Raw genomic sequence first — 14,443 nt, forward strand, 5'->3', positions numbered from 1 at the left:
CTTGCTAGGCTCGACCTATCAACAAAATGGGGACCATCAGGCCGATGGCGCTGGCCAGCAAAAGGCTGATCATTGCGACGATGAAAACCTCAAGAGCGCAACTGGCCCATTCACCTGTGATCGACGAAAAATGCAGCCTCGATCGCGAGGGCTTCGTCCCAATTGCCGACTCATTGGTCACCTCCTGTCGGCGGAGACGATTAGCCATCCGCCCTACTCCACCGTCACCGATTTCGCCAGATTGCGCGGCTGGTCGACGTCGGTGCCCATGAAGACGGCGGCGTAGTACGCCAGCATCTGGATCGGCAGCGCGTAGATGATCGGCGAGATGATTTCCGGCACGTCGGGCAGGATGATGGTCTCCATCGTCTTGACGCTGACCTGCGCCGCGCCCTTGGCATCGGTGATCAGGATGATCTTGCCGCCGCGCGCCGCCACTTCCTGCATGTTCGACACGGTCTTTTCGAAGATGCGGTCATGCGGGGCGATGACGATCACCGGCATGTTCTCGTCGATCAGCGCGATCGGGCCGTGCTTCAGCTCGCCGGCGGCGTAGCCCTCAGCATGGATGTAGGAGATTTCCTTGAGTTTTAGCGCGCCTTCCATGGCCAGCGGGAAATTGGTGTCGCGGCCGAGATAGAGCACGTCCTTGTAGCGCGAGATTTCGCGCGCGATGCGCTCGATCTGCTCCTCGAGCTTCAGCACCTGGTTGGCGTAGCGCGGCGCTTCCGAAAGCGCGCGCACCAGCGTCTTCTCCTCGTCCTTGGAGATCGTGCCGCGCGCCACGCCGGCGCGCACCGCCAACGACGCCAGCACCGACAGCTGGCAGGTGAAAGCCTTGGTCGAGGCGACGCCGATCTCCGGCCCGGCAAGCGTCGGCAGCACGACATCGGATTCGCGCGCCATGGTCGATTCGCGCACATTGACGATGGCGCCGATCTTCATGCCGGCCTTGCGGCAGTAGCGCAGCGAGGCAAGCGTGTCGGCGGTCTCGCCCGATTGCGAGATGAAGAAGGCGGCGTCATCAGCCGACAGCGGCATTTCGCGGTAGCGGAATTCGGAGGCAACATCGATGTCGACCGGCAGCCGCGCATAGCGCTCGAACCAGTATTTTGAGATCAGGCCGGCGAGATAGGCGGTACCGCAGGCCGAGATCGCCAACCGGCCGATCTTGGCGAAGTCGAACGGCAGCTCCAGCGGTCTCGACACGCCGGAGACGAAATCGACATAATGCGCCAGCGTGTGCGAAATCACTTCCGGCTGTTCATGGATTTCCTTTTCCATGAAGTGGCGGCGATTGCCCTTGTCGACCATGAAACTGGTCGACAGTGACTGCTGGCGCTTGCGATCGACCTTTTTGCCATCGATGTCGAAGATGGTGACGCCCTCGCGGCGCACCACCGCCCAGTCGCCGTCTTCGAGATAGGTGATCGAATTGGTGAACGGCGCCAGCGCGATGGCATCCGAGCCCAAAAACATCTCGCCGTCGCCATGGCCGACAGCCAGAGGCGGGCCGTTGCGGGCGCCAACGATCAGGTCCTCATCGCCCGTGAACATGATGGCCAGCGCAAAGGCGCCTTCCAGCCGCTTCAGCGCCTGGTGCGCGGCCTCGACCGGCTTCAGCCCTTTGGCCAGTTCCCGCGCCACCAGATGCGCCACGACCTCGGTGTCGGTCTGCGAGGAGAACGAATAGCCATCGCGGATTAATTCGTCGCGCAACTCGGCGAAATTCTCGATGATGCCGTTGTGGACGATGGCGACGCCGTCGGAAAAATGCGGATGCGCGTTGGTCTCGTTGGGCACGCCGTGCGTCGCCCAGCGTGTGTGGCCGATGCCGATCGTGCCGTCGAGCGGCTCGTCCTTCAGCCGGCGTTCGAGGTTGATCAGCTTGCCTTCGGCGCGGCGGCGCCCGAGCGCGCCTTTCTCGACGGTGGCGACACCGGCCGAGTCATAGCCGCGATATTCGAGCCGCTTCAGCGCGTCGACGATGAGCGGCGCCACCTGCTGTTGGCCGACAATTCCGACGATGCCGCACATGGCCTGCTCCTATTGTCGGCGAACCCTGGCCGAGTTGCTGCAACAGATACATTACCTCTGCTTGATCACGAGCTGATCGTTCAATCGAAGGAGCAGATTAAGGTTAATCTGACGCCGAACAACGGCGCACCTGTGAAGGGAATAGTGATCTGCTACGGCTATCGGCTCAGAATGTGGCGTATGATCACCCCCTGGGTGGCGACCGCGAGCCTCTTGGCCCTATGGTGCGGAAAAAGGACCGAGCATCACTTCAGAGGCTGCGTTGCCTGGTTGAGAGAAAGGCCTATGTGATCTAAGGGGCACAGTCGTAGTCCGGTGCAAAGGCAGCAGATGACACAAACTCTTACCGGTGACGGTCGCACAGTGGGCGCCGTGATGCTTATTCAAGGATTGCTAGCGCAAATGATCGCACGGCATCCCGAACGCGACCTCATTCTCTCGGAGGCGCAGCACCTCGTGAATGAGATGAGATCGCAGGCATCCGATCCTTTTTCGGAAGGAACGTCTGACCAGTTCGTGTTTCTTACCGAGGTTGCCGAGGGCATGGCAGACACACTGGCAACTATCAGAGCAACTGCCCAAGCACTCGTGGTGCCGTCGGCACCTGAAACGGAAGACCAGGCAGGCGAACGAAAGCCGCGAAAGAAATCGCCTCAGAAAACAGCCCGCCAGCCGGTGCCAGCTGGCAGTCTTAAATAGCCTGAGAGGGTCCCGCGTGGAATGATCCGAGGGACCGGTTGGTTACGGACAAGCCGTGTCTCGAACCGGGCTGGGGTGGTGAACCCGCGCCTCTGGGACCGCTGGCGCGGGCTTGCGATTTGGATTTCCCAATCATCAAGGACGAATATCCGGGGAGAATCCGTATCTCGAAATCTGGAAACTTTGACTCAGTTTGCGTCGTTCCTATCGAGATGGAGGGTTCACATGCTGAACTTAAGTTGGCTTGGCGTGCTGATAATTTCGTATGCCGCAATCGTTGGCACGAATCGATTCCTATTCCAAATAACAATGGCCACGCCCGATCGAACGAAAGGATCCCTTCAAGCGTTTGAAATTCTCGCCGTGCTAGGTAACGTGATTTTGCTCTTCGGATTTTTCGCAGCGCAAGGGCTATAGCGAGCACGCGGATTTTGGTGTCACAGGCCATCGATCTGAGGTCGTAGGCCGCTAGGAAGCAGCCCATCCAATCGATGCGCCACCTCAGTGCATCCAATGTTTCTTCTTTCACACGCCAACCAGCCGCCTCTCGCATCGAGAAAAGGCTACCAAGCCCGGCCTGGCCAACCCGAAGACAGAGCGTTCGGGCCGACGCAGATCCACTCGGTTTTGGCCTGAACGATCCTTCGTTTAAATGCTTCGCTGAGATCAGGAGCAGCGCAAACATCTTGGTCAGCCGGGGTGCTTGCTGCCCTCCGGTGAGGCCCGGTGCGCTTACTGTCTCCCCCGACATGAGAGCGCCGGGCCGCCGCAGATCACCGCTGCCTGTCAAAGATCGGTCATGTTCTGGTTGTACCTGGCCGAGAAGTTCCAGTGCGCCGCACACTTCGCTGCTTGGTCGAGTCCAGGCGACAGCGATGATTTGGACACGCCAGCTTCGAACCGCCTGTCGACCGATGCGCAGCGTCCGAACCGAAATCGCAGCTTAGGTCAAGCCCAGTCGATGCCAGCCTTTCCAATAAAAGGAAGGAGGGCTCACGAACTGGCTTGCCTGCGCCCTTCCTTTGCTGCCCTGTACTCGCCTTCCCAAGGTAAGCTTTCAAAGTCCGGCCTATACCCACGTTCGCGATAGTGAGCCGCGTCAACGTAGCTGGCTTTCTTGTCTTCCATCACACATGCGCATGGAGGATTTCCCGGACACCTGTAAAGGCCTGTTACTGTCATGGATGTTGCTTCCTTGTACTAATTGGCCTCGGTGCCCAAAAATTATCCTAACCTGTCCAGGTAGAGCCCGGCCGCCACTAATGCGCTGACAGCAACCCAACGCTGGAGACCGAGAATTTGGAAATCCCGCCTGAACTATCGACATTCCGGTGAGCCATTTCATCGTTCGAAGACATGAAAAAGCAAAGCGCAGTGCGGAGCGACAATTGACAGGGACGGTCCGGTGGACCGCCTGGTTTTGTATTGGCGGCTTGATCGCCAGTTTTGCCGGGCCGCGCATCCGTTTCGTATTGCACCGGCGTCAGGTCCGACGGATGGCTGGCCGCGGACGCTCTGCCGAGCATATCGCCATTCTCAGCCACCTTCGCGGTCGCGACTTTCGAGCGCCTCAAGCATGGTCGTGAACAGGCTACCCACCTCCTCTGAAATCTCTTCGGGCGGAATTCCCGCGTATCTTGCATCTGTGGTTGCTCGTTCCGCAAGGCCTCGCGCCAAATTTGGATCAGATGACGAATGGTGCGGAAGATTGTCGTCCATCCATCTCTGCAGAAAGTTCAAGCCCCGCACGCTCACTGCGAAACCGTTCTTGGTCCTAGGCTTTGTGGTCTCAATATCGGCAATCGAACCTCCTCGGGTCACTTCAGCTGCGCGTGATTACTCACCTTCACGGCGGACTATCCAGGTTGCATTTGTCGGCAGACACAATCAAGGCGGTTAAGTTTTCCACTACTATAATTTGGTTGCCCCAGTTTTGTTCCTACCCAATTTCGACCGCCGCCCCTATGGTCCGCTCATGGAACGACGACACACCATCCGACGACACACCATCCGAAGAGGCGCGGACAAATTGTGGGAAGTCTACGACGTAGACGACCAGAACGTTGTCCACATAGACGGCGTTCCCTTGGCCCATTTGCAAGACGACGAAGCCTTGGATGCCTTGGAGTTGCTGGAAGGCGGGTTCCTGGTTCCCAGTGACTTACCCATGACTGGCTGAAGCCGTTTTCGCCGATCGCTAGCTACCGCCAAACGCAAAAGCTCAGCTGCCGTAGCGATTGCCGAAGATAGCGAAGCACCGCCGTCCTGAATTCCGTCGCTCACGTAATTCGTTCGCATGTTTCGCTCGCATTTCGCCCGGATGCATAAATTGGTCAGCCGGCGCCCCAATGCCCGTCGGTTAGGCCCAGCGGCCAACCGCTGCCCAGTACCTACGCGAGCCGCTGGGCCCCCTGCAAGTGCAGGACAGTCGTGGCTCCCCTCGAAGAAGATAGCGCAGGGTACATGTTGGAGTAAGTGAAGTTCTCCACATTGTGATGGTTTCAGGATCACCAGCACTGCGGACTCGGATTAAGCAGCGGCGGCATCCGGCACGACCTCAGGTTTTATTGTAATCAACCAAGACGTCTCTGACACGTTTGCGATCTTTAAAATGCACCAGCACACAGGAACGTACGGGCGGGGAGATCGTGCAATGGTCGGTGTTAGGGATACGCTAAAATCTGAGGCTGAAAGGATCTCGATCGACAAGCACACAAGGGCCGACGAACTGCGTCGCGAGCTAACCCTGCATGACGAAGCCAGGGCAAAACTGAGAGCCGATCTCGACAACAACGCCGCTGCAGGTTCGCGCGTATACACCTACAAGCCCATTGTTGAGGGGGTGGCTCAATGCCCGCGCTGTTGGATGCTCCATGGAAGACAAGAGCCCATGTTGGATCAAGGCAGCATCGAGGAAGGCAGTTCGCTCAGGTGCCGAGCGTGTGGGTTGCAGGTGTCCTCGGGATCGTGAAATCTCTGACCGGCGCCGGCAGACAGCAATCGGTTCCCAGGCGCACGGCCATGGTTTGCGAGAAGCGCCTGGTGGAATCGAACCTGTTCACCGCTCATTGTGAATTTGACCAACGCAGGGATCGTCATTCATTTGGCCGATGCGTCGGCACGCTGGAGGACGGAAGCTGAAAATTGCTGCCGCCAGTTAACGCTGCGCCATCGATGGCTGCAGCAATCTCGGATCAAGGATTAATGCCGATTGTTGCGCGTAGACTCTTATCCGATCGTGGCAAGGACGGCCTTTCCGTTTACTTTGGTGGGTGTTCTCTTGCTCGCGCTGTTGCCTGAGCGGCTCCTCGAGATTCTCGATATGGCCTTCACGTCCAATCATGACAAGCTCAACCATGCTGCCGCCTTCGCGGTTTTGGCGGCCCTTGGCAGCCTCGGCTGGCCCGAGCAAAAAACAAAGCTGGTTGTTTTTCTGCTTCTTATAGGTGCCGCGATCGAGATTCTTCAGGGCACGCAATTGATAGCGCGCGACAGGGATGTATTCGACTGGCTTGCCGACGGCGCGGGCATGATCTGCGGCCTGGTCGTCGCGGGCTTGATAACGAGGCTGGCTGGCGCACTGCGATAAGTGTGTGGTGGATGCCGGGTTCGCTCAGGGGTAGCGAAGCGCGGGCCACACGTCGCCAACAATTCTCAAAACTTCGCGTTTGAGACGTGTCCCGAATTGCCCACACGATGGGCGATAGACGGTGTTGCTTGCGCTAGAGCATTTCACCGTTTCACGGAAACGGCGAACCGCTCTATCTTTTTGTTTTTACGCAATTTCCGGACGGAAACCGCACACACTTTTCCTGGAATTGCTCTAGCGAAGGCTTGAGGTGTCGGCTGCAGTGGCCATCGACCGTGTTGACAACAATCTCGTCTAGCTCGATCGGCTGGTTGGACCGCATCGATTACGCCTGGCGTCTGATTACTAGCCGCAACGGACGGCGCCCGGCCAGCCCAGCGAACACACCCCGTATGCGCCGCGAGTATTTCTCAGCATCATCAGAATGATCGATGAAAAGATTTAGACGGGCGGCGATAAGTGACCTTAATCTCAGCGTGAGCCAGCCATGTCACCAGCCAATTTCGGACCTGAAAGGGTAATTGAGGATCCAGAGTCGGGTTTTCAACCAGCGGCCTCCGATACATGGTCAAACGTGCCAGAATATGCGCTCGATCAGGGCGGTCCCGTTCTGCGTCCTTATCGTCGGATGGGCACGGACTTTGCCGACACTGCCGTCTTCGATCATCTGCGAAGCATCGCCGGGCAGTATCCCGAAAAGCTCGCAGTCAGCGACGGAACCAATCGCTTTACCTACTCGGAACTTCTGTCGGCCGTTGAGGCCCTGTCTAGCCAAATCGCCACCATTGTTCCCGATGGACAGGCGGTCGGGATCCTTCAAGCAAACTCGGCCTTCTACCCGTTGGCAATGCTGGCAAGTATGGCTGCCGGGCGACCTTCGGTACCACTGAACACCAGGGATCCCGACTCCAGAATCAATGCAATCGTGGCTGCGGCGCGGCTATCGGCTGTCATAGGCGATGGCGACATACGCCCGACGGGTCTGCCGCAAGCTGTCCGTTGGATCAATGTCGTGCCCCGCGCTATACCGAAAATCGATCGGATACCCCAGTCCTTTTCCGTCTCCGTCGATTCGCCGGCAATCGTGCTCTATACCTCGGGTAGCACCGGGCGCCCCAAAGGCATTGTCAACAGTCAGCGCAGTCTTCTGTGGCGTGTTCAGCAATATGTCGACGCATGCCACATCGACTCAACCGACGTCTTCTTGCCCCTGACGGGGCCAGCCACGATCGCTGGATGCCGGGAGGTGCTCGCTGCCCTTCTCACAGGTGCCACTCTTCATCTTGTCGAGGTCGAAGCGATAGGCTTGCGCGCCCTTCTGGGCCGGATCCAGTCCGAAGGCGTGACGGTCACTTATTTGGTGCCGGCGCTGCTGCGCGCACTCTTGGCAAATAGGTCAGAGGATGCCTTCCGCACACTGAGGGTCGCTCGAATTGGGGGCGAGAAGGTTTCGTGGGCTGATATTGCGCTGCTGCGCCAAGCGGTCTCGAGCGACTGCCTCGTCCAGATCGGTTACTCATCAACCGAGACCACTGGCTCACAATGGTTTTTGCCGAACGACTGGCCAGAGCAAGGCGCGTCGGTGCCGGTGGGCTGGCTCCTTCCAGGAATTACATTTGCGATTGTCGATGACGAGGGACGGCGCGTCCCGCCGGGCACGACCGGAGAGCTCGTGATAAGAAGCCCATATGTGTTGCTTGGCCATTGGGAAAACGGCGCAGTCGTGCCTGTGGCCTCGGATCCAAACAATCCCACCCTCCGCATCTTTGAAACGGGTGACCTCGTCCAGTTGGACAAGCATGGCCTGCTCCAGGTCGTCGGCCGCAAGGGACGCCAGATAAAGATCAATGGCCGACGCGTCGAACCGGCAGAACTGGAACAGGTATTGCGCAGCGTGCCCTCTGTCCAGGACGCCGTGACTATTGTGACAGCGGCTACCGAACTCGTGGCCTTCGCAGTACCTCGTGGCCCGGCCAGTTCCAACTTTTCCGACGACCTTCGCCAGCTTGTCAGAATGACTCTGCCCCCACCTCTATGTCCCTTGAGGTTGCATGCGCTGACCGAAATTCCACGCATGCCGAACGGAAAGGTCGACATAGCGAGGCTTGCCGCGTTGGACAGTGCAAGCATCAGGACAGCCCCGACTCCGCAGGTCTCGAATGCCGGACGCGAGCAGAATGTCCATCAGGTGGTGCAGCGGGCCTGGACCAAAATTCTCAATACCCGCGTCGCCGCCGGGCGTTGGGATGATGCAGGCGGCGATTCGCTGAAGTTGTTGCACTGCGTCATGGAAATCGAGGGTGTCATTGGACAGGAACTCGACCTCGAATCCTTCACCGTCGGGATGACCTTCGACGAGATGGTAAAGGCGGTTAACACGGCAAAGGCGGGCAACCAGCAAGCTAATGCGCGCAAGGACCACGTTCCAATTCTTTTTCTGCTCCCTGGGTCGGTTGGCTACGGCCCAAGCCTTGCCGCCTTCGCGTCCTCTATGGGCAAGACGGCGCGAGTAGTCCCGGTCCGATATCCTGCCCTGGCGATGATACTGCAGGGCGAAGACACCGTCGGCGCCATGGCTGACGCCGCACTCGCTCAAATAAACCGCGCCCAGCCTGCAGGTAACGTACGACTCCTCGGCCATTCACTCGGCGGCGTTGTTGCTTTTGAAGTCGCTTCGCGGCTGCTGGCTGTCGGACGAACCGTGAAATTTTTGGGCATCCTTGACACGAGCCTTCTCGGCGAACGGAGCACCTATCGGGAGACAATTACCCGCACATATCATCGAATCCGAACCAATCGCATCACGGCCTACCGGATGGCTTGCCGTGCTCTCGCAAAGGTCACGGTCAGGATGGGCTACGAGGCGCAAGTCGCTCGCATGCTCGACCGGTATGCACAGGATAAGTTCAACGCGACAAGCTTCAGGGCCAAACTGGAACTTCAGGAAGTTTTGAGAGCCCGAGCCTTCTGGCAGTGGCTGCAAATGCCAAAGCCGACACTGCCGATCACGGGCACCCTATTCCGTTGCGCTCGGCCAGGAATGCCTCGAGCCATTGGCTGGGACAGTGCTTTCGCAGACCTGGATGTAATTCCCATCGTCGGCAGCCATATCGATATGGTCTCAGAACCTCATGTCGCCTCGAACCGTCCCCTCATCGAGGCGGCCGTGGCGCGGACTTATCTGCCAGAAGAGTTTCGCCAGGGGGAGGACAGGTCATCGACGTGATCTCAGGATTCGGCAAGGATACGCTGGTGCTCGATCCTCGTGCGGAGGTCGATCGCATCATTGAAATCTTGCGCCAGCAGGTCTTCGGCACCCTCCGGCGCCGAGGGGTGGTTGTCGGACTCTCCGGCGGGATCGACAGCTCCGTCGTCGCGGCCCTTAGCGTTCGCGCGTTCGGGAAAGACAAGGTCCTCGGCATATTCATGCCGGAGCTCCATTCCTCAGGGGACTCGCTAAGGCTAGGCCGCACGGTGGCAGCGCAACTCGGCATAGACTCGATCCTTGAAGACATCACGCCGGCCTTGGAGGGGATCGGCGCCTATTCCCGCCAGGTCGACGCAATCAGGACCGTCGTTCCGGCCTATGGCGACGGCTGGAAATGCAAGCTGGTGATGGCATCCGTCCTTGAGAGCAACGGCCTCAACATAACACGCCTCACGGTCGAAGACCCCGAGGGCAATATCGACACCGTTCGTTTGTCGCCAGCAGCCTATCTGCAGATCGTCGCCGCCACCAACTACAAGCAGCGGGTGCGCAAGATGACGGAGTACTATCACGCGGACCGTCTCAACTTCGCGGTGGCGGGTACGCCAAATCGGCTGGAACATGACCAGGGCTTCTTCGTCAAACAGGGCGACGGCATTGCCGACGTGTTGCCGATCGTTCACCTCTACAAAACGCAAGTCTATCAACTGGCGGAATACCTTGGGATAGACCCGGAGGTTCGCAGCAGACCGCCGACCACGGACACTTTCTCCATGGCGCAGAGCCAGGAGGAATTCTATTTCGCGTTGCCTTACCACCTGACGGACTTGTGCCTCTACGGCGTGAACCACGGCATTTCCGCCGCCGAGGTCGCCACGGTTGCCGGCCTCACCGAAGACCAGGTCCAGAAAGTCTTCAAGGACATCGAAAGCAAGCGGCGCGCAGCGCGTTACCTTCACGCCAGACCTCTGCCGGTCACTGCAATGGACGAGGGCTGACTGGATGTGCGGCATCGCCGGAATCGTGGCGCTGAGCGCTGCTGCGGCACCCCCGTCGCGTGAGGCGCTGCTGCGCATGGCGGGCTCACTCGCTCACCGCGGCCCGGATGAACGTGGCCTCTACCGCGACAAACGCGCGGGCCTGGCCCATGCCCGCCTGTCGATCGTCGATCTGTCGAGCGGTCAGCAGCCGCTCGCCGACACCAGCGGTACAACGTGGATCGTCTTCAACGGCGAGATTTTCAACTATGTCGCGCTCAGGGAAAAGCTGGTCGCACTCGGCCATCGCTTCCGCACCCGCAGCGACACCGAGGTGGTCATCCACGCCTATCGCGCGTGGGGCGAGGCCGCCTTCGAGCGCATGAATGGGCAATGGGCGGTCGCGATCTGGGATTCGCTGGCCGGTCGTCTGGTTTTGTCGCGTGATCGTTTCGGCATCTGCCCTCTGCATTTTTGCGAGCATGCTGGTCGCCTTTATTTCGCCAGCGAAGTGAAAGCCATTTTTGCGGCTGAAGCGGCTGTGCCGAGAGCCTTCGATCCAGCCGGCATCGACCAGACTTTCACGCTCTGGACGGTGGTTCCGCCGCAAGGCGTATTCCAGGGGGTCAGCGAACTCAAGCCAGGGCATGTCCGCATCTACGAGAACGGCACTGTCCGCGAGCGGGCCTTCTGGAAACCTTGCTATCCCGACGCTTCCGGCTCGCGTCATGAATTTGCCGGCTCGCTCGATGATGCAGTCGACAAGGTGCGTAGCGCCCTGCAGTCCGCGACGTCGCTCAGGATTGAGCAGGCAGATGTGCCGGTCGGCTGTTACCTTTCCGGCGGCCTCGACAGCTCTCTTGTCGCCATGCTGGGAAGAGGCATCGCAGGAAACCGCTTCCAGACCTTCTCGCTGCGTTTTGACGACGCCGAATATGACGAGACCCGTTACCAGCGGCTGGTCGCTGGCGCGACGGGCAGCGAGCACCACGAGGTGGTGGTTTCGCGCAGCGACATTGCCGATATCTTTCCTGAGGTGATCTACCACACCGAGCGTCCAATCCTCAGGACGGCGCCGGCGCCCCTGCTCCTGCTCTCGAGGCTGGTGCGCAAGCATGGCATCAAGGTCGTGCTGACGGGCGAAGGGGCCGACGAAATGTTCGCTGGCTACGATCTGTTCCGGGAAGGCAAGGTGCGCCGGTTCTGGGGACGCCAGCCAGAGTCGACGCGACGCGCGCGGCTGCTGGAGCGGCTCTATCCGTATCTCACCCGTTCGCCGGTCCATCAGCAAGCGATGGCTCGGCAGTTTTTCGGGCGCGATATCCAGGCCTATGATGGGCCAGGCTTTGCGCACGATACGCGCTGGCGCACCACCAGCGCCGTCAAGCGATTATTCTCGACCGATATGCGGGCCGAGACAGAACAGCGCAATACGGTGTCTGAGCTTCTGGCCCGTTTGCCTGCGGAGTTTTCGGGCTGGGCGCCGCTGGCACAAGACCAGTATCTCGAGATCCAAACGCTGATGTCGGGCTACCTGCTTTCGTCGCAAGGGGACAGGATGCTGATGGCGAACTCCATCGAGGGGCGGTTCCCGTTCCTGGACGATGACGTTGTAGAACTCGCGAATTCGCTTCCGGCCGAATACAAGCTGCGCGTCCTGGACGAAAAGCATGTGCTGAAGCGGGTGGCGATACCCATTCTGCCGCCCGAAGTCGTGGCCCGCAAGAAGCAACCGTACCGGGCACCGAATGCTCTATGCTTCATCGCCGATGATGCCCCGGCCTATGTCCGTGAAGCGCTTTCGGAGACGGCGGTGCGCGAGGCAAACGTCTTCGATCCGAAGTCGGTCGCGCGCCTGCTCGGCAAGTGTCAGGCCAGGACGGTCGACGGAGATCTGTCCAACTCCGATAACATGGCGCTGGTCGGCGTTCTGTCGACCCAACTCCTTCACCAGCAGTTTATCGCCACTCGTCCTGGCACCACGCGAAAGACTGAGCTCAACGTCGATGTTGACCATGAGCATCGGGAAGAGGTGTTGGCATGATGCATGGCGCGATACCGCTGTTGCACGACTATCTAAGCCACTCCGCCGCCCGGCTCGGCGACAAGGTGGCGTTGGTCTGCGGAAGGCAACGTCTGACCTATGGCGAGATCGAGGCACGCGCCAACGCTGTCGCACAACATCTGGCTGACGCCGGGGTGATACGCGGCGATCGTGTGATGATCTTTGCCGACAACACCGTCGAGACCGTCGTCAGTTTCTGGGCGGTGCTAAAGGCGAATGCCGTTGTGTGCATCGTCAACCCGCTCACCAAAAGCGACAAGCTTGATTACCTGCTCAACGATTGCCTGCCGACGGCGCTGATAACGGACAAGCACCTGCATTCGATCTTCAGCGAGCCCGCGCGCAAATGCCCGTCACTACGCCGGGTTATCGTCTCCGGGCCTATCGATGACGCCGAGTTGATGCAGTTGCCCAATGCGGTGCGTTGGGACGTTGCGGTTGCCGGCCACGGCGCGGCGCCGGTGCGCCGCTGCATTGACATCGATCTGGCGGCCATCATCTACACATCAGGGTCGACCGGCGAGCCCAAGGGCGTGATGTTGACGCACAGGAACATGATGACGGCGTGCACATCGATCGCCTCATACCTTGAGCTCGGCGAGGACGAAGTGATCCTCAACGTCCTGCCGCTGGCCTTCGATTACGGACTGTACCAGATGCTCATGGCGTTTCGCACCGGCGCCCGGCTGGTGCTCGAGCGCTCATTTGCGTTCCCGGCGCAGATCCTTGGACTGATCAAGCAAGAGCGGGTCACTGGGTTCCCCGGCGTGCCCACTATCTTCGCTGCCCTGTCGGAGCTCAAATCGCTGAACGATCAGGATTTTTCGAGCATCCGCTATGTCACCAACACGGCGGCAGCTCTCCCGCTCAAGCACATTCTGATGCTTCAGGAGCTGTTTTCGAGCGCGCGCATCTATTCCATGTATGGCCTCACCGAATGCAAGCGCTGCACTTATCTGCCGCCGGAGGATCTCGAGCGAAAGCCGTTGAGTGTCGGGATCGCCATTCCGAACACGGAAATGTGGATCGTCGACGAGGACGATCGACGGGTCGGCCCCGGCGTCGTTGGCCAACTCGTCATCCGCGGCGCGACGGTGATGAAAGGCTATTGGGGCAAGCCGGAGGCGACCGCCAGAAAGCTCAAACCCGGCCCTCTGCCGGGCGAGCAGGTCCTGTACACCGGCGACTACTGCCGGATTGATGCGGAGGGCTACCTCTACTTCGTGGGCCGTGGCGACGAGATCATCAAATCCCGAGGCGAGAAGGTCGCGCCGAAGGAGGTGGAGAACGTGTTGATGGATATTCCGGGGGTCCGGGAAGCCGCAGTCATCGGCGTTCCTGACGACCTTCTCGGGCAGGCGGTTAAGGCGTTTGTCGTCATGGAGCAAGGAAGAACCATCGGCGAAAAACAACTGCAGAAAGAGTGCCAGAAACGACTGGAAAATTTCATGGTCCCGAAGTCGATCATTGTTGTAGCCAGCTTGCCAATGACGGACACGGGAAAACTGAAGAAAACGGCTCTGTCATGATCTGATTTGTGTGGGAATTTGACCTGGCTTTATGTTGTAGAACTGGAGGAATAATTCGATGTTGGCTAGCAAGGACAGAATAGAAATCTACAGGGAGCAAATTCGCGGTTTCCTGGCGTCGAATTTCTACGTGGCCGACGCCGAGGCCCTGGAGAGCGAGACGTCTCTGCTCGACCAAGGCATCGTCGACTCGACGGGAGTGCTTGAGGTCATCGGCTTCATCGAGGAAACGTTCGGAATCATCGTCGAGGACAGCGAACTGCTGCCTGAGAACCTCGATTCCATTCAGGGGATTGCGCAGTACGTCATCCGAAAAACGAACTGATTATCAAAGTTTTA

The 14,443-nt window shown here is 59.2% G+C and carries 9 protein-coding genes; 7 read left to right on the forward strand and 2 right to left on the reverse strand.

What is annotated here, in order from left to right:
- Positions 1-213: 213 nt before the first annotated feature.
- Positions 214-2,037 carry a glutamine--fructose-6-phosphate transaminase (isomerizing) gene (gene glmS / locus ACYHH6_RS30575; RefSeq protein WP_488500478.1) on the reverse strand — a complete coding sequence of 608 codons (1,824 nt, stop codon included), beginning with the start codon at positions 2,035-2,037 and terminating at the stop codon, positions 214-216.
- Positions 2,038-2,367: 330 nt separating this feature from the next.
- Between glmS and ACYHH6_RS30580 the strand changes: the two genes are divergently transcribed.
- Positions 2,368-2,736 carry a hypothetical protein gene (locus tag ACYHH6_RS30580; protein WP_352586398.1) on the forward strand — a complete coding sequence of 123 codons (369 nt, stop codon included), beginning with the start codon at positions 2,368-2,370 and terminating at the stop codon, positions 2,734-2,736.
- 1,536 nt (positions 2,737-4,272) lie between these two features.
- Here ACYHH6_RS30580 and ACYHH6_RS30585 read toward each other — a convergent pair.
- The gene (locus tag ACYHH6_RS30585) at positions 4,273-4,455 is read right to left on the reverse strand and encodes a hypothetical protein (protein ID WP_352586397.1); all 183 of its coding nucleotides are present in this window, start codon (positions 4,453-4,455) and stop codon (positions 4,273-4,275) included.
- 1,492 nt (positions 4,456-5,947) lie between these two features.
- Between ACYHH6_RS30585 and ACYHH6_RS30590 the strand changes: the two genes are divergently transcribed.
- From ACYHH6_RS30590 to ACYHH6_RS30615, 6 genes are all read left to right on the forward strand, one after another.
- Positions 5,948-6,325 carry a VanZ family protein gene (locus ACYHH6_RS30590; RefSeq protein WP_352586396.1) on the forward strand — a complete coding sequence of 126 codons (378 nt, stop codon included), beginning with the start codon at positions 5,948-5,950 and terminating at the stop codon, positions 6,323-6,325.
- A gap of 487 nt (positions 6,326-6,812) precedes the next feature.
- A complete protein-coding gene (locus tag ACYHH6_RS30595; RefSeq protein ID WP_352586395.1) occupies positions 6,813-9,551 on the forward strand; it encodes an AMP-binding protein in 2,739 nt (912 codons plus the stop codon).
- Positions 9,548-10,531 (forward strand): NAD(+) synthase, encoded by a 984-nt coding sequence (gene nadE / locus ACYHH6_RS30600; RefSeq protein WP_352586394.1) that lies wholly within the window; start codon positions 9,548-9,550, stop codon positions 10,529-10,531. The genes ACYHH6_RS30595 and nadE overlap by 4 nt, the downstream gene beginning before the upstream one ends.
- Before the next feature lie 4 nt (positions 10,532-10,535).
- Positions 10,536-12,554 carry an asparagine synthase (glutamine-hydrolyzing) gene (asnB, locus tag ACYHH6_RS30605; RefSeq protein ID WP_352586393.1) on the forward strand — a complete coding sequence of 673 codons (2,019 nt, stop codon included), beginning with the start codon at positions 10,536-10,538 and terminating at the stop codon, positions 12,552-12,554.
- Entirely contained in the window at positions 12,551-14,104 is a 1,554-nt protein-coding gene (locus ACYHH6_RS30610) for a class I adenylate-forming enzyme family protein (protein WP_352586392.1), read from the forward strand. Before asnB ends, ACYHH6_RS30610 begins: the two co-directional genes overlap by 4 nt.
- Before the next feature lie 58 nt (positions 14,105-14,162).
- Positions 14,163-14,429, forward strand: a complete 267-nt coding sequence (locus ACYHH6_RS30615; RefSeq protein WP_112559405.1) for an acyl carrier protein — start codon at positions 14,163-14,165, stop codon at positions 14,427-14,429.
- Positions 14,430-14,443: the final 14 nt, after the last annotated feature.

The organism is Mesorhizobium sp. P171375, assembly GCF_057786075.1.